Consider the following 20,600-nt stretch of genomic DNA (forward strand, 5'->3'; position numbering starts at 1 on the left):
GCCCACAAGGAGGCTTCCCATGTTGGACCTAGAAGCAATCGAGCTGATCAAGCAGCTCAAGGCGCGCTACTTTCGTGCCATCGACACCTGCAACATCGAGATGCTGCAGGGCATGCTCACCGAAGACGTCACCCTGTCGTTCAAGAGCCCTGCCTACGAGTTCCAGGTCAATGGCCTGGGCGATGCGCTGGACTTCTACCGCACCTCGTTCACCAAGACCCGCCTGGCCACCCACAACGGTCACACCCCGGAAATCGAAGTCGATGGCCACAAGGCTTCGGCCCTCTGGTACCTGAGCTACGTGTTCATCAACCTCGAGGACAACACCCACCTGCACGGCAGCGCGATCTACCAGGATCGCTACATCAAACGCGGCGAGCGCTGGATGATCGCCGAGACGGGCTACGAAACCTTGCTCGAGACTATCCAGCCGTTGAGCGAACACCTGCAAATCACCTCCAGACCCATCAACTGAACACAACAGGAGACAGTCATGGCCAGAGCCGAAAACATAGTGACCTCCCACACGGTGGAAATTAACGCCCCCGCCCGCGTGGTCTGGGAAGTGCTGATTGACCTGGACAATTACCACACGTGGAACACCTTCTGTCCGAGCATCAAGTGCGGCCTGCAGGTCGGCGACGAGGTGCATATGCAGGTACGGAACCCCGCTACCGGCGAAACCGTTCCGGTCTTCGAATACCTCGTGGCCTGCGACCCCGAGCAGCTGTTGTCCTGGGAGCAGCGTCCTGTCCCGGAAAACATGGACGCCGCCCGCCGTGACCAATACATCACGGCCATCGATGCCAACCGTTGCAGCTATTTCACAACCGATATTTTTCTGGGCCTGAACCAGGACACCATCATGCTGGAACACGGTGCCTGGGTAAAAATCGCCTTCGATCAGGTGGCCCTGGACCTGAAACGCCGCGCCGAAGAACTGCACGGCAGCGGCATCTGAGCGGCCCATTTCCCATCATAAAAACAAGAAGGTAATTGCCATGTTGCTGAAAGATAAAGTCGTCATCATTTCCGGTATCGGCCCTGGCCTGGGCATCAAGCTGGCCGTGCGAGCCGCGGAGTATCAGGCGAAGGCCGTGGTGTTGGCCACCCGCACCCCCGCCAAACTGGACCTGGCTGAACAGGCCATCCGCGACGCCGGCTACAGCACGCCCGTCCTGAAAGTCCCCACCGACATCGCCCAGGCCGAACAGTGCCAGACGCTCGCCGACCTGACGATCGAGCACTTCGGCCAGATCGACGTATTGATCAACTCCGCCTACGCCCATGGCGCCTGGGGCAGTTCCTCCGAGTCGTCAATGGACGACTGGCGCAAGGCGATGGACGTCAACCTGTTTGGCACCATGCACATGACCCAGGCCGTGCTGCCGCAGATGAAGAAACAGCAGTCGGGCAGCATCGTCATGATCAACACCATGGCCACCCGCACCCCCAACCAACTGGAATCCGGCTATGCCGTCTCCAAGGGCGCATTGAAAACCGCCGTGCAGTATCTGGCCCAGGACCTCGGCCCGTTCGGAATCCGCGTCAACTCCGCCTTCATGGGCTGGATGTGGGGCGCGCCGGTGATCGGTTACTTCGAGAGCGAAGCCCAGCGCCTGGGCGTCCCGATGGAGTCGCTGGTCGACCAGGTCGCCCAGCAGATTGCGTTGCGCAAAATCCCCGAAGACAACGACTGCGCCATGGCCGCCCTGTACCTGGCCAGCGATTACGCCAAGGTCATTACCGGCGCGCAACTGGATGTCAACGGCGGTCATTTTCTGCCCTGCTAAATACTGCAAGGCGACAGGGATGTCGCCTCACTCAGCTATTAACAGGTGGCCCGTGCGGCCATCGCCCTGCCCCTGGAGACTACCGACATGCTGGACCTCGTTGCCATCGAGCAAATCAAGCAGCTCAAGGCCCGCTATTTTCGTGGTATCGACACCTGTAATCTCGAACTGCTGCGCACCCTCTTCGCACCCGATGTGAAGATCAGCTTCGACAGCCCGACCTACCAGTTCGAACTCAACGGAGTGGAGCAGGCCATCGAGTTCTACCGCAGCAACTTCACCAACCGCCGTTTCGGACTGCGATTTGCAGCTCAAGGTAAACAGTTTGTCTCGCGCGTACCCTTCGCTGCCGAGTGAACAAATCCAGCTTGAAAAAGTACGATTGTGCACTGGGCGGCCATGGCCGCCACATCGACACCGCCAGCGCAGGCTCTAAGGCATGCGCTGAAAGTGAAGGAAGTCTGAAAGCCGTTATCCATTGATACTCATCGCCATAAAGGCTCGCAAGGAACATCGTCTGTTCGGATTATTCCTCGGCGCGTTCGCGCTTGTACCATGCTGTCCAGACTCACGGACCGGAACGCATCCGGACTCAAGGAGATGGCATGGCTCCCATTGATCAACTGGAAACACGTCTGCGCAAACTGGAAGACGTCGAGGCGATTCGCCGGCTGAAAGCGCGTTATCTGGCGTGTTGCGACCTGAAGGATCCGCAGGGCATGCGTGATTGCTTCGCGTCAGGCCTGGTACGCATCGACTACGGCGAGATCGGAGTGTTTGAAAACCGCGATCAGCTCGCTGTGATTTTCGAGCAACTCGGCTGCCATCCGCACATTGTCGAGATGCACCACGGCGTCAACCCGCAGATCGACGTGCTCGATGAAACGCAGGCCCGGGGCACCTGGGGCCTGCATTACCAGATGATCAACACGTGCTCGTGCGTTATCACGCAGCTCGGCGCGCACTACGAAGACGAGTACCGCAAGATCGACGGCCATTGGAAAATCTCCGCCACGCGCTGCGTTGTGACGTCCACGCTGGTGGCGAGCTACGAAGAGACTGTGCCCGGCGTACGCTTCGCCGGCGTTCAGACGAGTGGCGCGCAGACTATGGCGACTGCACTTGACGTCAAGTCTTGAGCCGAGGTCCATCACTCAACAAAAAGGAGGATCCGCAAATGAGTAACGATCAAAGCACATGGGTCGCCGTCGTGACGGGCGCGTCGCGCGGTGCCGGCAAAGGTATTGCGCTCGCGCTTGGCGCGGCGGGTGCGACGGTTTACGTGACCGGCCGCTCGCAGAATGAGGGCGACGCGTCGCTGCCAGGCACGATCCACGCGACCGCGCGTGAGATCGACGCGCTGGGCGGCAAAGGTATCGCCGTCGCGTGTGATCACGCCGATGACGAGCAGGTTCGACGCCTCTTCGAACAGGTCGAACGCGAAAGCGGGCGGCTCGACATCCTGGTCAATAATGCGACTTTTCTACACGACCAACTGATTGAGCCTGGGCCGTTCTGGGAAAAGCCGCTCGATCTCGTCAACATCCTCGACGTCGGCTTACGCTCCGCCTATGTGGCGAGCTGGTACGCGGCTGCGCTGATGGCGAAGCGGCGTGGCGGGCTGATCGCGTTCACCTCCTCATTTGGCTCGAACTGCTACATGCATGGCGCTGCCTATGGCGCGCAGAAGGCCGGTGTCGACAAGTTCGCCAAAGACATGGCCGTGGACCTTCGTCCTTACGACGTCTCGGTGGTGTCCATCTGGATGGGACCGTTGCGCACGGAGCGCACGATACGCGCGTTGGCAGACGACCCGGAGCGTTACGAAGAATTTTCGTTCGTCATGGAAAGCCCGGAGTTCACCGGCAAGGTCATACACGCGCTGTATGGCGACCCGAACCGGATGACGCAATCCGGACAGGTGCTGATCGGCGCAGAAGTGGCGCTGACCTACGGCATTGTCGATCTGGAAGGCCAGCAACCTCCCTCCTATCGCGACCGTCTGGGTGGTCCAGTGCAGGCGCATCCGGCGATAATCGAGTAACCACACTGCCGATAGGCAAAAAAACAGAAGGCGCGCAATGCGCGCCCACCAAAAGACCATCGCGCACCCACCCACGCCCAACGACCGCACACACGCACACCACAAGGCCGCTTCAGCCTTGTGGTGTGACGCTCCAACCTTAGCGGAAATTCAGCCAGTTCGGCACGCTCTGGCTGATGGCGACACAGCCTGCGTATTGCTTGCAGGCTTTGAAACTGGGCGATTGCGCTGGTGGGGAGACCAGCACGGTCCCCACCAGGAGGAACAGAAGCAACAAGCAAACGTGATAGGCAAGAAGACTTTTTGTTTTCATTGTCAGTGCTCTCGTGACCGTTAAGTCGGACCTATGTCATTGCAATAACTCAGGGAGCGTTACCCTTCAACGCTCATCGACCGTGATGAACTCACGGCGTTCAGCCATGCTCGCGGGCACTTTGTCTTCATCGGTAAAGAACTGTTGGTACCACTCGCGCAGTTGGTAGACCGGGCCGTCGTTTTCCGCCAGCACCGGGTTGTCGATACGGATTTTATGCTTCCAGATATCCACGTCCTGATAGAACGAGGTGCGATTACCCAGGACGTACGCTTTGGCCACTTCAATGTTCTGCTCTTCGCTCCAGCCGGGCACACGCTTGACCATGCAGCCGAAACGCAGGTCGAAGCTGTTGGCTGTCACCGGCACATGGCTGTTGAGCAAAATAGCATGTATGCGCACATCGCCAAACATCGAGCTGATGTGAGTGAAGTGGGTCGCCGGGCCGTAGTAGGCCGACGGTGCGATCAGATCGCCACCCAGGCGCTCGGAATCACCGTGGAAGATCTGGTGGCCGATGTGCCCTTCGAAGACATTGGCGAAGTACTTGGTCGGCGTGCCGTGCACGGGGCCGAAATGCATGGCGTCCACCAGGTTATCGACCAACTCCCGTGGGTTGGTTTCGATCAGCATGCTGTCGATGTTCCAGTCGTGAATCCAGTCCGGGTCGTCCATCTCGGCCAGGTGCGGGATGATCACGCCCTCTTTCGGCGGACGTCCTTCCGGGTTGTTCCAGACGAACAGCAGGTTGTTTTCCTCACAGGTCAACCAGCTGCGGGTCTTGGCCTTCGGTGGAATGCGCTTGCAGTAGGGAATCTCGACGCATTTACCGCTGGTGTCATATTTCCAGTGGTGGAACGGACACACCACCGTGTCGTTTTCGATGGTGCCCTGGGACAGGTCGGCCCCCATGTGCGGGCAATAGGCATCGAGGATGCTGATAGCACCCTTGCTGTCGGCAAACGCCACCAGGCGGGTGCCAAAGATATTCAATGTGTGCAACTGGCCATCGCGGTAATTTTCCGCCACGCCCAGACAGTGCCAGCCACGGGCGTAACGGTGAGTACGCTGGGCGTTTTCGATGCTGATTTCAGCGAGTTTCGTCATTGTTATTGTTCCTCGATTGGAAACTTTGGGGAGTAATACCCCCAAAAAAAACAGGGTGAACCCATAGCCGATATCATTGAGCGCCCCGACAAGGGATTCATCCCTCACTTGGACTAGATCAAACGAGATCCGCTCTCAAAGGGTTCACCTGTCAGCCTCTACCTTCCAAAATCTGCGTCGATTATTGGCCAAACCGACGGGCAGCTTCCGGGCCGAAATCCCGCGGGCTGAAGCCCGGCTTGTTCAACTTATAGCCGTCGCGCTGTTCGTTGATCAGGTTGAACGCCAGGTAACTGCCGGCATTCAGGTCGTAGTACAGCCCCACGCCCGCTTGTGGCCGCTGGCTTTCATAGGCGTAGAAAAAGTTCAGCATCGAGGTCCGCCACAGCTCGCCACGGTTGTCGTAGTTATCGGCGAGCATCGGGAACCAGGTGTCTTCGTCGATGTACAACTTGCGTTTGCCGTACAGGTGGCGGTAACCCGGCTTGAGGGTGCCTTCCAGCTCCCACACCCGATGGCGCTCAAAGCGCATGGCATCCGGGTTGATATGGCCAGGGGTCAGCAGGTTGGCGTACTTGAGGTTGGCCGCATGCAGGCGATAGGTGTTGTAGGGAATGAACATCTCGCGCTTGCCGACGATCTTCCAGTCATAACGCTGGCCCGAGCCGTTGAACAGACGCACCTCGTCCACGGTGATCGATCCGCCGCTGCCGGGAAACGACATGTCGAAGCCATAACCCGGCGACTGCCGCACACGGCGGGTGCCCGGATCGTAACGCCAGGCCTGGCGAGGCTCGGTCTTGTCGTTCCAGAACTCGGTGCCGGTATTGATCTCGCCTTTGTCCCGTTGTGGCAGCAGGGTTTCGTTGAGGTAGAAGGCCGAGTTACCCGCGGTCTCGCCTTTTTTGCCCGGTTCCAGCGACGGCGCCAGGTTGCGCGAATGCACGCGGCCCCAGTTGATGTTGCCGTCCTTGAGTACGTAGGCGTTGTCGGAGGTGTATTCCTCGGTCCAGGCGCGCAAGGTAAAGGCCGAGGCGTTCTTCAGCAGTTCCAGGCCGCTGCGGGGTACCGGAAAGGCTGTGCCGCCGGTTTTGCCCACCACCCCTTCACCGTCATCCACCAGGCGCGCGATGCTGGCGTTCTCGCGGGTGGCTTGGCAAACCGCGTCGTCGAAACGGAAATCGCGGTGCGAGGGGTAGATCGGCATCTTGTACGTAGCCGGGTAGAGCTTGAACAAGGCTTTCTGCCCGTCGGACAGGTAATCGCTGTATTGCGCCAGGTTGGCCGCCGTAATCACGAACAGCGGTTTTTCTTGCGGATACGGATCCACCGGATGGTTGCCGGTGCCTTTGAAGTCTACATGCGGCGGTACGCCCAGCCATTTGCCACTGAACGCCGGAATGCTGCCATCGGCATTGGCGCTCTTGTCGGCACCGACGCAAGTCAAATCCTTGCCCAGGCGTTCCACATCTTCCGGTGCGGCGTTCGCCGTACCGATTGCACTGCATCCCAATAACAACCCCAGCACCCAGGTGGGAGTGGCGTTGGCAGCCCGCGAGACAAGACAACTGGAGGCCAGGTTACTGCCGGTCATTTTTATTCTCCTTGGTTACCGATAGCGGTCACCCAGTATCGGCAGCCCAAGGAAACGCCAGCATCGTCCGCACGGACTAACGCGTTTGCCCACGGTGCCTGTGAACGACAGACTAAAGCGCATCCTTCGCTAATCCTGGCAGCTGTGGCCCGGCCAATGCCACGACACTGTTGAGCATGATCCGCACAAGCTCGGTCTGGCGCCGCACCCCCGTCTTGGAAAAGATCGAACGCAGGTGCGCACGAGCGGTATTGCGGCGGATGTTCAGCGCCTCCGAGGCCTCCTCCAGCGACAGGCCGTTAGCCAGTTCCAGCGCCAGCAAGGTTTCCGCGGGGGTCAGGTTGTACAGCTGCGACGTCACCACATTGCTCACCAGCGACTTGCTGACAGCGTCGCGGACATAGACCACCACGGTCGGTTTTCCCTTGCCCTCGACCAGCTCCTGCGTCGGAATCAACTCCACCACCACCCCCAGGCTGACTTTCCCGGAAGGGCGGGAAATCGACGTGGCCTCGGCTATCTGTAATCCGGCGTGGCCCTGCTTCACCCGTTGAAAGGCGTTGCGCACCAGCCGCGACAGTTCGCGATTGTCACTCGGGTAAGTCGCCTCCAACCGTCCGCCGACGACTTTAAGGCCGTCCTGGCTGGCGATAATCTCCCGGGCCACCGGGTTCAGTTGCACCACGGTGCCGTTTTCATCGAGCACGATAGTCGCCACCGCCATGCGGCTGATCGTTTGCGAGTACAAACTGCCCAGCGACTCACTGCGATCCAGTAGCGAATGCATGTGCAGGGCGCGGCGCAAATGCGGCAAGAGCATGGCGCACATGTCCCGCTCCACCTGGGAAAAACGCGCCTGGCCCCGTGGCCGGTTGATCCGCAAGCGCACCGTGCTGCCGTCCGGCATGCGGATGTCGGCGCCGAGCATCTGGTGGCAGTCATGGGGCTGGCAAAACAACAGGTAAAAAGAAGAGCTGACCCATTCCTCATCCGTCATCAACTCATCGATGGTGAACACCGTGTCGGTGGGCAGACCGTCGAACAGCGTGGACTTGGCGTAATAGGCGTAATGGTTGATGCCGCCCTCCCCCAGTTCGATGTCCCCGGCGACCATCATCGGCGACAGCAGCGGCTCATCCTGCACACGCAGAATCAAGGTCACGAAATTGGCCTTGAACAGCTTCCGGAGCTGGCGCAACGAATCACCCATGCAACGAATATCCATGGCCGAGTCGTACATGTTGCCGATGAGGCCTTCGTACTCGGCCAGCTCCAGCCCCATTTGCGCAAGGACCTGCGCATTCGGCACGCGACTTTGCATAACCACTCCCCAGCAGCGGGCCCGGACTGCATGGCCCGCATCAATTGATCGTAATGGGTGTTATAGACGCTCAACGCACCCCGGCCAGCCCTATGGCAGTTCGAACAAACCGGCCGCCCCCATGCCGCCGCCAATGCACATGGCGATTACCACATAACGGGCGCCGCGACGGCGACCCTCCAGCAGTGCGTGACCGACCATGCGTGCGCCGGACATGCCGAACGGATGGCCGATGGCAATCGCGCCGCCGTTGACGTTCAGACGTTCCGCCGGGATTTGCAGTGCATCGCGGCAATGCAGGACCTGGCAGGCAAAGGCTTCGTTGATTTCCCACAGGCCGATATCCGCCACGCTCAGGCCAAAGCGCTTGAGCAATTTCGGCACGGCCACCACCGGGCCGATGCCCATTTCCTCCGGCGCGCAGCCGCCCACGGCAATGCCTCGGTAGATGCCCAACGGAGTCAGCCCCCGACGCTTGGCTTCGACGCGGCTCATCAGCAGGCTGGCCGAGGCGCCATCGGAAAACTGCGAAGCGTTGCCGGCGGTAATGAATTCACCCTGCTCGATCCATTTACCGTCCTTCCACACCGGTTTCAGCGAAGCCAGGTCTTCCAGGCGCGTGTTCGGCCGATTGCATTCGTCACGCTCGACCAGCACACGCTGATGGCCGCTGGGCTGGCCAGCGGCATCGAAGCACAACTTATCGACGCTCAAGCCGACGATTTCATCGTCGAACAAGCCGTCACGTTGGGCGGCGGCGGTGCGCAGCTGGCTCTGCAGGGAATACTCGTCCTGGGCCGCGCGGCTGATGCCATAACGGCGCGAGACAATTTCGGCGGTTTCCAGCATCGGGATATAGGCGCTGGGCATGATGTCCAGCACGGCTTCGGACTGGGCGCGATAGCTGTTCTTGTGCTTGGTCTGGGTCAGTGACAGCGACTCCACGCCGCCGCCAATGGCGATGGTCATTTCGCCGGTCATGATGCCCTTGGCGGCGACGCCGATGCTCATCAGGCCCGAGGCGCACATGCGGTCCAGGGCCATGCCCGGCACGGTGTCCGGCAAGCCGCCGGTATACGCGCAGAGGCGGCCGATGTTGTAGGCCTGGGTGCCCTGCTGCACCGCCGCGCCCATGATCACATCTTCTACTTCACCCGGTTCGATGCCGGCGCGCTCGACCACCGCACGCACCACATGTCCGCCCAGTACCGGGGCTTCGGTATCGTTGAACGAGCCGCGGAACGACTTGGCGAGCGCGGTCCGCGCAGTGGCAACGATGACAACTTCATTCAGGTCCATGACAGGCTCACTCGGTAATAGGGTTGAAGGTGTAACGGCTGATGGTGTCGATCACACAGCCAGGCCGCGCCTGGCCCTCGACTTCCACGGTCACGCGCACCACCAGTTGCACGGCGTCTGCCAGCTGCTCGGCGCGCACGATGCTGGCGTTGCCGCGCACTCGCGACCCCACCTTGACCGGCGCCGGGAAACGCACGCGGTCGCTGCCGTAATTGACCCCCATCGCCATGTTGTCGATGGTGAGCAATTGCGGCAGGAACAGATTGACGAGCGACTGGGTCAGGTAGCCGTGGGCGATACAGACGCCAAACGGCCCGCTGGCGGCGCGCACCGGGTCGACATGAATCCACTGGTGATCACCCGTGGCTTCGGCAAACAGGTCAATGCGCTGCTGGCTGATGGTCAGCCACTCGGTGCAACCCAGGTCCAGGCCCTCGGCCTCGAGCAACGCCTGGGCACTGCTGAAAACATGACTCATGGCCCACTCCTCAGGCTTGTTGGGAACTGACGGACAATACTTCGCCAACCATGTAGGAGGCGTAGTCGCTGGCCAGGAACATCATCACGTTGGCGACTTCCCAGACTTCGGCGGCACGGCCGAATGCCTCGCGCCCGGCGAGGCTGGCGAGCAGCTCTTCACTGGAGGCCTTCTTGAGAAAATCATGCAGGGCGATCGACGGTGAAACCGCGTTGATGCGCACGCCGAACTCGGCAGCTTCCAGCGCACTGCAACGGGTCAGGGCCATCACCCCGGCCTTGGCCGCGGCGTAATGGGCCTGTTCCTTCTGTGCGCGCCAACCCAGGACCGAAGCATTGTTGACGATGGCTCCGGCGCCACGGCGCTGCATGTGTGGCAGTATCGCGCGGGTCATGCGGAACGTCCCGGTCAGGGTCACATCCAGCACTCGCAGCCATTCTTCGTCACTCATCTCGACTACGAGTTTCTGGCCACCGAGGCCGGCGTTGTTGATCAACACATCGACACCGCCCAGCAACTCTTCCGCGCTCGCCACCAAGGCCTGGACCTCGGCTTCGACCGTGACATTGCACAGCTGGCCGTAAATGGCCTGCAGGCCGGTTTCGGCCTTGAGACGCTCCACGGCTTCTTCGAGGCGGCGCGGGTGCACGTCCGAAATCATCAGTGCCCGGCAACCCTCCTCGGCGCTGCGCCGGGCGGCCGAGTAACCGATACCGGCACCTGCGGCAGCGGTAATCAGCACGGATTTTCCAGCCAGTAATTGATGGCCCGGGACATAAGGGGGAGCTTGTTTCACAGCGTTTACCTCCGAAGGTATCAGTTCGCTGTCAGGTATAAAGCCACGCCCTGGCCGGCACATCGTCAAAACGGGGTATGACCGCCTCCGGCGGCCGGTTTTGCGCGGTCAGCTGCCCCAGACTCGCTGCGCCGCAGGCGCTTCGGCGAGAATCTCAGCCACGGCGGCGCCGATTTCCTCGACACGCCACAACGCGCCCTTGTCGCGGGTGACCCCGGTGCGCCAGCCGTCCCCAAGGGAAATGCGGCCACCCTGGCTCTCGAAAATCTGGCCGCTGACGTGGGCCGATTCGGCGCTGCCCAACCACACCACCAACGGCGCGACGTTGTCCGGCGCCCAGGCGTCGAAACTGCCGTCCTCAGGCTTCTTGACCACATCGGGCATGGCGCTTTCGGTCATCGAGGTGCGCGCAGCCGGAGCCAACGCGTTGGCGGTGATGCCGTAGCGCGCCAGCTCAGCGGCCTGCACCAGGGTCAACGCGGCAATCCCGCCCTTGGCCGCCGAATAGTTGGACTGCCCCACCGAGCCTTGCAGGCCCGCGCCGGAACTGGTGTTGATGATGCGTGCATCGACCGGAGTGCCGGCCTTGGCCAGATCGCGCCAGCGTCGCCCCAACAGGTTCGCCAGGCAATAATGGCCCTTGAGGTGAACGCGCATGACCATGTCCCAGTCCTCTTCGCTGAGACTGATGAACATGCGGTCGCGCAGGACGCCGGCATTGTTGACCAGCACGTGCACCTCACCGAACGCCGCCACTGCCGCTTCGACGATGCGCTCGGCGGTGGCCAGGGTGGTGATGTCGTCACTGTTGGCGATGGCCTGGCCACCGTTGGCGCGGATCTCGCCCGCTACATCCTGCGCCGCGTCGGCGCGAATATCGTTGATCACCACGTTGGCGCCCGCCGCCGCGAACGCCAGCGCGTAGGCGCGACCGAGTCCGCCGCCGGCCCCGGTGATGATCACGGTGCGGCCTGAACAAATAGCCATGCTTGACTCCTTATGACTGCGTGACCGCACGCCCAGCGGACGGCGGCACGGATGGGAAATACCTAGAGGCGTTCGATGATCGTGACGTTGGCCTGGCCGCCGCCTTCGCACATCGTTTGCAGGCCATAACGGCCGCCGCTGCATTCCAGCTCGTTCAACAGCGTGGTCATCAGCCGGGCGCCCGTGGCGCCGAGCGGGTGGCCCAGGGCAATGGCGCCACCGTTGACGTTGGTGCGCGCCGGGTCGTAGTCCAGTTCCTTGGTCCAGGCCATGACCACCGAGGCAAACGCTTCGTTGATCTCTACCCGGTCGATATCGCTCATGCGCAGGCCGGTTTTTGCCAGGGCCCGGCGTGTCGCGGCGATTGGCGCGGTCAGGTGCCAGATCGGATCATCGCCCAACACCGTCAGGTGATGGATGCGCGCCCGTGGCGTCAAGTCGTAGCGCTTGAGCGCCGCCTCGGACACCACCAGCAACGCCGCCGAGGCATCGCAGGTCTGGCTCGAAACAGCGGCAGTGATCGAGGGGTATTGCGGGTCCACCGGCTGCAGCTCGGCCATTTTTGCCAGGCTGGTCAAGCGCGGGGTTTCATCCGCGAACAGGCCGTTGCAAGCGACGATTTCCCGAGCGAAACGCCCGCTCTCGATGGCGGCCAGGGCGCGGCTATGGCTTTGCAGGGCAAACGCTTCCATCTGCTCACGCGTGATGCCCCAATGATCGGCGATGCGCTGGGCGGCATAGAACTGGTTGACCGGCTGATTACCGAAACGTGCGCGCCAGCCTTCGCTACCGGAAAACGGATCGGTAAAACCCAAGGGTTGTCCGGCGAGCATGGCCGAGGAAATCGGAATCCGGGTCATGGTTTGCACCCCGCCCACGGCGATCACATCCTGGGTGCCGCTCATCACCGCCTGCGCCGCAAAATGCAGCGCCTGTTGCGACGACCCACACTGGCGATCGATCGTGGTGCCGGGCACATTCAGCGGCAACCCGGCGGCGAGCCAACTGGTACGGGCAATATCACCGGCCTGGGAGCCAATGGTGTCGACGCAACCGAAAATCACGTCGTCATAGTCTTCGCCCGGGATAGCGTTGCGTTCCACCAATGCCCTGAGCACATGAGCCCCCAGGTCTATGGCATGGACCTCGCTCAAGGCGCCTTTGCGCTTGCCGGTCGGGCTGCGCAGTGCATCAACAATATAGGCCTCTGGCATGACTCACTCCTCGAAAGTATGGCCCGGGCCCAGGCGGGCACCGTCGGCGAACAGGTAGTCGCTGACACGGGTTTTATGAAAGCCCCGATCACCCCAGGACGCATCGAGCGCCCAGGCACGTTTCATGAACATCTGCAGATCGACTTCCCAGGTGTAACCCATTGCGCCGTGCACCTGAATGCCCTTGCGCGCGGCGATCCAGCTTGCCTCGCAGCAGGCCAGGCGGGCCTGGGAAACCCAGACGCTGGCGTTGCTGTCGCCTTGCGCCAGGCCGTGGGCGGCGCGGTACAGCACGGGTTTGGCCTGTTCGATCTGCCGGGCGACATCGGCCAAATGATGCTTGACCGCCTGGAAGCTGCCGATGGGCTTGCCAAACTGCTTGCGCTGAGCGACGTAGTCCACCGACAAATCGAGCATGCGTTGCGCCAGCCCGAGCAATTGCCCGGCCACCGACAAGGCGCCACGGTCGAGCAGTTGCGCTTGCAAGGCACGACCCGCCGCGCCGCTGGCCACACAGGTGGCCGGTGTCGGGTTCCAGGTCACCCGACCCAGGCGCCGCGACGCATCGATGCTCGTCCGGGGTTGCACATCCACCTGCGAACGCGGCACCACGTGAATGTCATCGCCATCGATGAGAATCAACACTTCTGCCAGTTGCGCATCGCCGACCAGCACGTTGACGGGGTGGTTGATGGCAAGGCGCAATGTGCCTTCGGCGATCCGTGGCAACAAGCTGCTGCGTGCCGGGTGATCAGTCGCCAGGCCGGCGAGCAAGCCGGTGGCGACATAGGCGGTGTCAGCCAGGGAATCGGGAATCGCGTAGTACCCCAGCTCCTGGGTCATCAGCGCCCAGGCCACATCGTCCATGCCCAGGCCACCCTCGGCTTCGGGGACCGACAAGGCGGTCAGGCCCTGGGCGGCGATCTTGTGACGCAGGTCCGGTGAGCGACCGACATCGGTTTCCCAGATTTCCCGGAGCATCTCCGGGGCGGCTTCAGTCATCAGGAAACGACTGATGGCTTCGCGAAACGTCAGCTGGTCATCGGTAAAAGTGAAGTCCATGGCCCGTTCCTTATTTCGGCAAGCCGAGCATCCGCTCGGCAATGATATTGCGCTGGATTTCGTTGGTCCCGGCGTAGATCGGTCCGGCCTGGGCGAACAGGAAACCCTCCAGCCAGCCAGCAGTATCGGTATCGGTATCGGTATCGGCATCCGGCAGCAGCTCGGCGCCGGCGCCCAGAATGCGCATGGCGGTTTCGTGCATTTTCAGGTCGAGCTCCGACCAGATGATCTTGTTGATGCTCGACTCGGCACCGATCTGCTCACCCCGGCTGAGGCGCCCGACCGTGTGGTAGGCCGACAGGGCGTAGGCCTCGGCGCCCATCCAGGTCTCCAGCACCGCGTCACGCAGACCCGGATCGCGGTCGGCGCTGTCGCGGTTGGCCTTGTACAGTTCCACCAACTTGCGGGCGGTGTACTGGAAACGCGCCGGTGAACGCAGCAGCAACCCGCGTTCAAAACCGGCGGTGGCCATTGCCACATGCCAGCCCTGCCCTTCGGCACCGATGCGGTTGGCCACCGGCACGCGCACGTCGTCGAAAAACACTTCGGCAAAGGCGTCCTTGCCATTGAGTGCCTTGATCGGACGGATGCTCACGCCCGGCGCATTCAGTGGCACCATCACGAACGACAGGCCGTGGTGGCGCGAGGAGCCCGGTTCGCTGCGGAACAGGCCGAATAGCCAGTCGGCGAAGGTCGCTCGGGTCGACCAGGTTTTCTGGCCGTTGATCACGTAATGATCGCCGTCGAGCGTGGCCTTGCTGGTGATCGCTGCCATGTCCGAACCGGCATTCGGTTCCGACCAGCCTTGCGCCCACATGTCGAGGCTGGCGGCCATGCGTGGCAGGAAGCGCTGCTTCTGTTCCGGGGTGCCAAACTCCATCAGGGTCGGCCCCAGCAACAACTGGCCGTTCTGGTTGACGCGCATCGGCGCCCCGGCACCGTAATACTCCTCTTCGAAGATCAGCCACTCGATCAGATCGCAACCGCGACCGCCCAGTTCGGCGGGCCACATCACCATCGACCAGCGGCTCTCGAACAGCTTCGCTTCCCAGGCGCGGTGCTGCTCAAAGCCTTCCCGGGTGTCGTAGCTGGCCAGCGGTTCGCGTGGAAGGTTGGCCGCCAGCCAGGCGCGTACTTCGGCGCGGAAGGCGTTTTGCTTGGGGGTATAAGTCAGTTCCATGGCGTTCTCTCAGAACTTCGCGTCGCGTTTTTCGACGAAGGCCCGGCGCGTTTCCGCGGAGTCCGGGCTGCTGTAGGCCTGCATGGTGAAGCCCTGCTCCCAGCGGTATTTGTCTTCCAGGTTGCCGTCTTCGATGCCGTTCAAGGCTTCCTTGGCGATGCGGATCATGCCCGGGCTCTTCTCGGCGATTTTCGCCGCGATGCCCAGCGCGGTTTCGCGCAGTTGGTCCTTGCTGACGATGCGCTCGATAAAGCCGTATTGCAGGGCTTCGGGGGCGCCGATGCTGTCGCCGGTAAAGAACAGGTAACGGACTTTTTGCACCGGGAACAGCCGTTGCAGATGCGCACCGCCGCCCATGGCGCCACGGTCGACTTCCGGCAGGGCGAAGGTCGCGCATTCGGAGGCGATGACGATGTCCGCCGCCCCGGTGATGCCGATGCCGCCGCCCAGGACAAAACCATGCACCGCGACAATCACCGGCACCGGGTTGCGGTGCACGGCCTTGAACGTGGCGTAGTTACCGGCGTTGACCTCGACGATCCGCTCTGGATACTTGTCCAGCTCCTTGATGTCGACACCGGCGCAAAAGCCGCGACCATCGGCGCGGATCACGATCACCCGCACCTCGGGATTGGCCCCGAGGGCTTCGATCTGTCGCGCCAGCGCCTGCCATTCCTGGCTGTCGAGGGCATTGACCGGAGGTTTGGCGATCACCAGTTCAGCGATCCCCTGATTGAGTTGTGTCGTAAATGCCTGGTTCACAGGGGTTCTCCAATACTGGCGGGATGGGTCGAAGGGTGGGTCTGGCTGCGGGCCAGGAGCGCGTCCAGACATTGCTGGGCCTCGCTGGCGATGCCTTCAATGACTTCACGGCAACTGAGCAATTCGCCGATGGCCGCCGCCACCTGGCCGCTGGGCAAGATGCCCTCGTCCGGGGCGCCATCGACCATCGAGCGCTGCAACAGCACCGGCTGGTTGGCGGCCATCACCACTTGCGACAGCTGCGAGGGGTCTTCACGCAACGCACGGATAAAGACCGAGGCCATGTGCCCCAGGCTCATGCCGGTCTGCTGCTTCCACTGCCAGGCGCTGCCCAGGGCAATGCGCAGGCGGCCGAACGGACCGGCCTTCTCCAGATGATTGATAAAACGGTTTTCGATCATGCGGTGGCGCATGCCATCCACCGCCGTGGTCACGCGCACCTGTTGCGGGTCGTTGACCTTCAGGTAACGCTCCAGGGTCGCGACCGGTGTCGGCGATTCGCGGGTCATGAGGAACCGCGTGCCCATGGCGATGCCAGCGCCCCCGGCGGCCAGCACCGAAGCCAGGCCACGACCGGTGGCATAACCGCCGGCGGCGATCACCGGCACCTTGACCGCGGCCAGTACCTGAGGCAACAGAATGGAACTGGGTACGCCGCCGGTATGACCGCCGCCCTCGCCGCCCTGGATGGTGATCAGGTCGGCGCCCAGTTCCACAGCCTTCAATGCATGTTTGAGTGCGCCCACGGTGGGAATGCACAACACCTTGGCCGCCTTGAAACGCGCAATGGTCTGTTTGTCCGGGCCGCGCCCGTAGCTGACGGCGCGCAGGCGGTACTGGATCGCCAGGTCGACGCACTGCGCGGCGTTGTCCTGGAACATATGAAAATTGAGCCCGAAGTTGCTGCCACCGGTGGCGTCGATCACCTTGCGGATTTCGCCTTCCAGCTCATCGGCCGCGATAGTCGCCCCGGCCAGGAAACCGAAGCCTCCGGCCTGGGTGGTGGCGATCACCAGGTTGGCATCGGCAACCCACCCCATGGCGGTTTGCACAATCGGGTAGCGGCAACCGAGGGCCTCGGTCAGTGGCGTATCCAGCCAGCGGTTCATTGGCTCTTGTCCTCTGCCTGCTTGTTGGCCCGGGCCATGCCCTTGGCATCGAAGCCGCCCAGTTTGTCGCCAGACAACAGCTCGTTATGGGCATGCGCAAACTGGTGCCAGGCGAACACCGCATCCATCGCCGTGCGCTTGCCTTGCAGGTCCTCGACGTGGTTGATCGCCTGTTTGGTCAGGGCCAGGCCCATGCGCGGCTGACGGGCGATGCCGGCGGCCAGGGCATAGGTGGCCTGCTCCAGTTCATCGCGGGGCACCATGCGGTTGACCATGCCAACCTGCCAGGCTCGGGTGGCGCTCATGCGGTCACCGGTGAAGAGGAATTCCTTGGCGATACGCGGGTTCATTTCATAGGGATGGGCAAAATACTCCACCCCCGGAATGCCCATGCGCACCACCGGATCCTGGAAGAACGCGTCATCACTGGCGACGATCAGATCGCAGACCCAGGCCAGCATCAGCCCGCCCGCCACGCATGCGCCCTGGACCATGGCGATGGTCGGCTTGGGCAGTTCACGCCAGCGCCGGCACATGCCCAGGTACACCTCCTGCTCGCGGGCATACAGCTGCTCGCCACCGGGCTTGTTGGTGTGGTCCCACCACAGGTGTGCACGCTCGAACGGCTTGTCGATATCGCGTCCAGGCGTGCCGATATCGTGGCCTGCCGAAAAATGTTTGCCGTTACCGCGCAGGACGATGACCTTGACGTTGTCGTCGTTCACCGCCTCGCGAAAGGCGGCGTCCAGCGCGTAGGTCATTTGCGAGTTTTGCGCGTTGTTGAAGGTCGGCCGGTTCAGCGTCAACGTGGCGATCCCCTCGGCCACGCTGTACAGCACCGGTGTGTCTGTTTCGTAGACGGCTTTGTCCTCGCGGACGACGAATTCACTCTCGCTGCTGTGCATGTTCACTGTCCTCGCCTCAGGCCGTACGGATGCCGGGCGGGTTGCCCTTGATCGCCGTGGCGCGGTAATCGTGGGGGTCGAGTCGGCGGATCAGGGCCAACTGCTCGCTGGTGGGGTGCACGGTCTCGTGCAACTGCGCCGACTTGAGCAACGGGAAGCCGGTGTTTTCCTGGACCTGCTCGAAACTCACGCCGGGGTGCAACGAGCGCACCTGCACCGCACGCTCCGGGCCATTGAAATCGAGGACGCACAGGTCGCTGACCACGCAATGGATGTCCATCAAGTCGCGACGCGCACCTTCGGGCCAGCGATCGGCCTTGAAGCCGACACCGGAGACCATGTCCACTTCACCGCTGACGAACACCCGGCTGTTATGGCTGGGCACGAAGAACGAGTTGAGGTGGTTGATGCTGTTGCCCGGCAAGCCGCGCACGCCAAGAATCGCCGTCCTGGGCTTTTGATAGTCACCGACGCAAGACAGGTTGGTCTGGCCCCAGCGGTCGATCTGGGTCGGGCCGATCATCGCGTGGCGGCGTCCGCCCCACACGCATTCGAACACCCGTTCGAACGACATGTAACCCGAGTAACGCGGCACGTAGTCGCCACGCGGGCCCAACGGGATCGGCTCTTCGACCAGGAACGCTTCGCTGTCGGTCATCAACAGTTCAGGGCTGTGGGTCAGTTTGGCCAGGCTGGCACCCAGGCGCGGAATCACGCCAAGGCCCGAGGCAATCACTTCACCATTGCCGCGCCAGGCTTCGGATGCGGCGACGATCATCAGTTCCGCGAGGGTAAAATCACAGGTTGCAGACATAGTGGCTAATCCTCAGAACACGGGAAGGGGCAAGGCGCCCATGGAGTCGGCACCGCCGTTCTGTGCCTGATAGGCCTGCTCGCCACCGGCGATGTAGGTCTGCACATAGTCCTGCCAGCCGTTTTCCGCCTGGCTGCTGGCGACATAACCCTTGAGGTGCTTCATGTCCCAGCCATAGTCGGGGGCGCAGAGCGTCGGGTGCGCACCGAGGGGCGCATGCACCACGCCTTTCACCAGGTAACGCTCGAAGGTGTTGAAACGGGCCATCTCGGCGCTCAGTTCCAGACGTTCTTCCAGGCGTTCGCACGAGACAAAGCACTGCTCGGCGGCACGGGCGAACAGGTGATCGAAATACGGGTCCGGCCCGGTCACCAGGCAGTTGCCCAGGCGGTCGGCGACGTTGACATGCACAAACGCAACGTCGAGATTGAGTGCCGGCATCGCCACCAGTACTTCGCCATCGGCGTAGGGCGACTGGACAGTCTTGAGTTGCGGGTTCAGGCGCGTCACATCGGTGGCCAGGCCGCAACGGGTCGGCAGAAACGGCAAGCGCATGCCAGCGGCGCGCAGGCCCCACTGGAACATGCCTTCGTCCAGTTCCATCAACTCCAGCTCGCCCGCTTCGCGAGCCTTGCGGTAGTAGGGTTCCAGCGGAATGGCGTCAAGGGTGGCGAAGCCGAACACCAGCTTCTTGACCTTGCCGGCTGCGCACAGCATGCCCACTTCCGGACCGCCGTAGGCGACGACGGTCAGGTCCTTGACTGGCGAGCGCAGGATCTCGCGCACAATCGCCATCGGCTTGCGCCGTGGTCCCCAGCCGCCGAAACCGATGGTCATCCCATCGCGTAATTGAGCGACCGCATCGGCCGCTGTCAGTTGTTTATTCATCATCACAATTCCTTACTGTTGGCCGACCGAAAAGTCGTGCCCCCAAATGCTCACGCGGGTGAACTCGAATGCCGAATGTTCGGCCCAGTCGACTTGCAATCCGCCAAAGCCGTATTCCAGATCGAAACCGGATGGCGTCTTCATGTAGAAGCTGGTCATGCGGTCGTTGAGGTGCTGGCCGAGGGTTGCCGACAGGCTCACGTCATGGGCCAGCAAACGGTCATGGGCGCGCCCCACCTCGGTCATCGAATCCACCTCGACCATCACGTGCACGCAACCTGACGGCGACGGGTATTCGGCCAGTGCCAGGCTGTGATGGCGGGTGTTGTGGCAATGCAGGAAGTGAATACGGATCGCCGGGGCCGACGGGTCGGGCCGGAAGTTGTAAATGTCCGAGAGTTCGAAACCCAGCACGTCCTTGGCGAACGCCAGCGTGGCATCGAAGTTCGGTGCCGGCAGCACGGTGTGCCCCAGGCCCATGTCACCGGTGATAAAACGCGGCACGCCCTGAGGCGAAACAAATGGCAGGCAATCGGAGCGATGGCCCCAGCTCAATTCATGGTTGTTGCCCGACGGGTCGGTGAGTTTGACCAGCGCCTGAACGCCGCGCTGCTCGATCTCGGCGCCAGAGCCTGGCTGCCATTCGATACCGGCGGCGGTCAGATGCTCAAGTGCGGCCTGGAACGCCGATTCGCCGGCCAGCTCCCAGCCGGAAGCCAGGTACCGCGCCTCGCTGCCTTCGACGATCAGCATGCGGAACGGACGTTCGTCCATTTTTACGTACAGGCCACCGCCCGGCGCCGGACGTACCTGCATGCCCAGCACGTCCTCGGCATACCGTTGCCAGTGACTGAGGTTTTCGATCTGGGAGACGAAATAGCTCAAACCGCGAATGTCGATCATGCCTGGGTTCCTCGTTGGCTGATTCGGTGCA

22 protein-coding genes are annotated in these 20,600 nt (G+C 62.1%); 6 read left to right on the forward strand and 16 right to left on the reverse strand.

What is annotated here, in order from left to right:
- The first annotated feature begins 19 nt into the window (after positions 1-19).
- From ELQ88_RS20460 to ELQ88_RS20485, 6 genes are all read left to right on the forward strand, one after another.
- Positions 20-475: a nuclear transport factor 2 family protein gene (locus tag ELQ88_RS20460; RefSeq protein WP_138967361.1), complete on the forward strand. Its 456-nt coding sequence runs from the start codon at positions 20-22 to the stop codon at positions 473-475.
- An 18-nt stretch (positions 476-493) separates the two neighbouring features.
- Positions 494-961: an SRPBCC domain-containing protein gene (locus ELQ88_RS20465; protein ID WP_138967363.1), complete on the forward strand. Its 468-nt coding sequence runs from the start codon at positions 494-496 to the stop codon at positions 959-961.
- A 40-nt stretch (positions 962-1,001) separates the two neighbouring features.
- Positions 1,002-1,793 carry an SDR family oxidoreductase gene (locus ELQ88_RS20470; protein WP_128872400.1) on the forward strand — a complete coding sequence of 264 codons (792 nt, stop codon included), beginning with the start codon at positions 1,002-1,004 and terminating at the stop codon, positions 1,791-1,793.
- 87 nt (positions 1,794-1,880) lie between these two features.
- Positions 1,881-2,150: a nuclear transport factor 2 family protein gene (locus ELQ88_RS20475; RefSeq protein WP_228761542.1), complete on the forward strand. Its 270-nt coding sequence runs from the start codon at positions 1,881-1,883 to the stop codon at positions 2,148-2,150.
- A gap of 248 nt (positions 2,151-2,398) precedes the next feature.
- Positions 2,399-2,932 (forward strand): nuclear transport factor 2 family protein, encoded by a 534-nt coding sequence (locus tag ELQ88_RS20480; RefSeq protein WP_138967365.1) that lies wholly within the window; start codon positions 2,399-2,401, stop codon positions 2,930-2,932.
- Between the two features lie 38 nt (positions 2,933-2,970).
- A complete protein-coding gene (locus ELQ88_RS20485; protein WP_138967367.1) occupies positions 2,971-3,837 on the forward strand; it encodes an SDR family NAD(P)-dependent oxidoreductase in 867 nt (288 codons plus the stop codon).
- A gap of 379 nt (positions 3,838-4,216) precedes the next feature.
- Here ELQ88_RS20485 and ELQ88_RS20490 read toward each other — a convergent pair whose 3' ends face one another.
- The 16 genes from ELQ88_RS20490 to ELQ88_RS20565 all read right to left on the reverse strand — a co-directional run bounded on the left by ELQ88_RS20490 (position 4,217) and on the right by ELQ88_RS20565 (position 20,569).
- The gene (locus tag ELQ88_RS20490; RefSeq protein WP_128872403.1) at positions 4,217-5,257 is read right to left on the reverse strand and encodes a Rieske 2Fe-2S domain-containing protein; all 1,041 of its coding nucleotides are present in this window, start codon (positions 5,255-5,257) and stop codon (positions 4,217-4,219) included.
- Positions 5,258-5,438: 181 nt separating this feature from the next.
- Positions 5,439-6,851, reverse strand: a complete 1,413-nt coding sequence (locus ELQ88_RS20495; protein WP_128872404.1) for a DUF1329 domain-containing protein — start codon at positions 6,849-6,851, stop codon at positions 5,439-5,441.
- Between the two features lie 112 nt (positions 6,852-6,963).
- Positions 6,964-8,172, reverse strand: a complete 1,209-nt coding sequence (locus ELQ88_RS20500; protein ID WP_138967369.1) for a helix-turn-helix transcriptional regulator — start codon at positions 8,170-8,172, stop codon at positions 6,964-6,966.
- A gap of 90 nt (positions 8,173-8,262) precedes the next feature.
- Positions 8,263-9,471, reverse strand: coding sequence for an acetyl-CoA C-acyltransferase (locus tag ELQ88_RS20505; RefSeq protein ID WP_138967371.1), 1,209 nt, complete (start codon positions 9,469-9,471; stop codon positions 8,263-8,265).
- 7 nt (positions 9,472-9,478) lie between these two features.
- Complete coding sequence (locus ELQ88_RS20510) at positions 9,479-9,949, reverse strand: MaoC family dehydratase (protein ID WP_138967373.1); 471 nt, start codon at positions 9,947-9,949, stop codon at positions 9,479-9,481.
- Between the two features lie 10 nt (positions 9,950-9,959).
- Positions 9,960-10,745 carry an SDR family oxidoreductase gene (locus tag ELQ88_RS20515; RefSeq protein ID WP_138967375.1) on the reverse strand — a complete coding sequence of 262 codons (786 nt, stop codon included), beginning with the start codon at positions 10,743-10,745 and terminating at the stop codon, positions 9,960-9,962.
- A 108-nt stretch (positions 10,746-10,853) separates the two neighbouring features.
- Entirely contained in the window at positions 10,854-11,732 is an 879-nt protein-coding gene (locus ELQ88_RS20520; protein WP_128872408.1) for an SDR family oxidoreductase, read from the reverse strand.
- A gap of 62 nt (positions 11,733-11,794) precedes the next feature.
- The gene (locus tag ELQ88_RS20525; RefSeq protein ID WP_138967377.1) at positions 11,795-12,946 is read right to left on the reverse strand and encodes an acetyl-CoA C-acetyltransferase; all 1,152 of its coding nucleotides are present in this window, start codon (positions 12,944-12,946) and stop codon (positions 11,795-11,797) included.
- Between the two features lie 3 nt (positions 12,947-12,949).
- Positions 12,950-14,008 carry an acyl-CoA dehydrogenase family protein gene (locus ELQ88_RS20530; RefSeq protein ID WP_128872409.1) on the reverse strand — a complete coding sequence of 353 codons (1,059 nt, stop codon included), beginning with the start codon at positions 14,006-14,008 and terminating at the stop codon, positions 12,950-12,952.
- Positions 14,009-14,018: 10 nt separating this feature from the next.
- Positions 14,019-15,188: an acyl-CoA dehydrogenase family protein gene (locus ELQ88_RS20535; protein WP_138967379.1), complete on the reverse strand. Its 1,170-nt coding sequence runs from the start codon at positions 15,186-15,188 to the stop codon at positions 14,019-14,021.
- A gap of 9 nt (positions 15,189-15,197) precedes the next feature.
- Complete coding sequence (locus ELQ88_RS20540; protein WP_138967381.1) at positions 15,198-15,950, reverse strand: enoyl-CoA hydratase family protein; 753 nt, start codon at positions 15,948-15,950, stop codon at positions 15,198-15,200.
- A complete protein-coding gene (locus tag ELQ88_RS20545; RefSeq protein WP_138967383.1) occupies positions 15,947-17,059 on the reverse strand; it encodes a nitronate monooxygenase in 1,113 nt (370 codons plus the stop codon). The genes ELQ88_RS20540 and ELQ88_RS20545 overlap by 4 nt, the downstream gene beginning before the upstream one ends.
- Positions 17,056-17,964 carry an enoyl-CoA hydratase gene (locus ELQ88_RS20550; protein WP_064677326.1) on the reverse strand — a complete coding sequence of 303 codons (909 nt, stop codon included), beginning with the start codon at positions 17,962-17,964 and terminating at the stop codon, positions 17,056-17,058. The genes ELQ88_RS20545 and ELQ88_RS20550 overlap by 4 nt, the downstream gene beginning before the upstream one ends.
- Before the next feature lie 16 nt (positions 17,965-17,980).
- On the reverse strand, positions 17,981-18,778 hold the full coding sequence (locus tag ELQ88_RS20555; protein ID WP_138967385.1) for a ketoacid CoA transferase: 798 nt from the start codon (positions 18,776-18,778) through the stop codon (positions 17,981-17,983).
- A 12-nt stretch (positions 18,779-18,790) separates the two neighbouring features.
- Positions 18,791-19,666, reverse strand: a complete 876-nt coding sequence (locus tag ELQ88_RS20560) for a CoA-transferase (protein WP_128872448.1) — start codon at positions 19,664-19,666, stop codon at positions 18,791-18,793.
- 12 nt (positions 19,667-19,678) lie between these two features.
- On the reverse strand, positions 19,679-20,569 hold the full coding sequence (locus tag ELQ88_RS20565; RefSeq protein ID WP_138967387.1) for a VOC family protein: 891 nt from the start codon (positions 20,567-20,569) through the stop codon (positions 19,679-19,681).
- Positions 20,570-20,600: the final 31 nt, after the last annotated feature.

The organism is Pseudomonas sp. MPC6 (genome assembly GCF_006094435.1).
Classification (GTDB): Bacteria; Pseudomonadota; Gammaproteobacteria; order Pseudomonadales; family Pseudomonadaceae; genus Aquipseudomonas.

Coding starts and splice junctions, on each gene's coding strand:
- ELQ88_RS20460 (WP_138967361.1), top strand. CDS start 20: ATGTTGGACCTAGAAGCAATCGAGCTGATCAAGCAGCTCAAGGCGCGC.
- ELQ88_RS20465 (WP_138967363.1), top strand. CDS start 494: ATGGCCAGAGCCGAAAACATAGTGACCTCCCACACGGTGGAAATTAAC.
- ELQ88_RS20470 (WP_128872400.1), top strand. CDS start 1,002: ATGTTGCTGAAAGATAAAGTCGTCATCATTTCCGGTATCGGCCCTGGC.
- ELQ88_RS20475 (WP_228761542.1), top strand. CDS start 1,881: ATGCTGGACCTCGTTGCCATCGAGCAAATCAAGCAGCTCAAGGCCCGC.
- ELQ88_RS20480 (WP_138967365.1), top strand. CDS start 2,399: ATGGCTCCCATTGATCAACTGGAAACACGTCTGCGCAAACTGGAAGAC.
- ELQ88_RS20485 (WP_138967367.1), top strand. CDS start 2,971: ATGAGTAACGATCAAAGCACATGGGTCGCCGTCGTGACGGGCGCGTCG.
- ELQ88_RS20490 (WP_128872403.1), bottom strand. CDS start 5,257: ATGACGAAACTCGCTGAAATCAGCATCGAAAACGCCCAGCGTACTCAC.
- ELQ88_RS20495 (WP_128872404.1), bottom strand. CDS start 6,851: ATGACCGGCAGTAACCTGGCCTCCAGTTGTCTTGTCTCGCGGGCTGCC.
- ELQ88_RS20500 (WP_138967369.1), bottom strand. CDS start 8,172: ATGCAAAGTCGCGTGCCGAATGCGCAGGTCCTTGCGCAAATGGGGCTG.
- ELQ88_RS20505 (WP_138967371.1), bottom strand. CDS start 9,471: ATGGACCTGAATGAAGTTGTCATCGTTGCCACTGCGCGGACCGCGCTC.
- ELQ88_RS20510 (WP_138967373.1), bottom strand. CDS start 9,949: ATGAGTCATGTTTTCAGCAGTGCCCAGGCGTTGCTCGAGGCCGAGGGC.
- ELQ88_RS20520 (WP_128872408.1), bottom strand. CDS start 11,732: ATGGCTATTTGTTCAGGCCGCACCGTGATCATCACCGGGGCCGGCGGC.
- ELQ88_RS20525 (WP_138967377.1), bottom strand. CDS start 12,946: ATGCCAGAGGCCTATATTGTTGATGCACTGCGCAGCCCGACCGGCAAG.
- ELQ88_RS20530 (WP_128872409.1), bottom strand. CDS start 14,008: ATGGACTTCACTTTTACCGATGACCAGCTGACGTTTCGCGAAGCCATC.
- ELQ88_RS20535 (WP_138967379.1), bottom strand. CDS start 15,188: ATGGAACTGACTTATACCCCCAAGCAAAACGCCTTCCGCGCCGAAGTA.
- ELQ88_RS20545 (WP_138967383.1), bottom strand. CDS start 17,059: ATGAACCGCTGGCTGGATACGCCACTGACCGAGGCCCTCGGTTGCCGC.
- ELQ88_RS20550 (WP_064677326.1), bottom strand. CDS start 17,964: ATGCACAGCAGCGAGAGTGAATTCGTCGTCCGCGAGGACAAAGCCGTC.
- ELQ88_RS20555 (WP_138967385.1), bottom strand. CDS start 18,778: ATGTCTGCAACCTGTGATTTTACCCTCGCGGAACTGATGATCGTCGCC.
- ELQ88_RS20560 (WP_128872448.1), bottom strand. CDS start 19,666: ATGAATAAACAACTGACAGCGGCCGATGCGGTCGCTCAATTACGCGAT.
- ELQ88_RS20565 (WP_138967387.1), bottom strand. CDS start 20,569: ATGATCGACATTCGCGGTTTGAGCTATTTCGTCTCCCAGATCGAAAAC.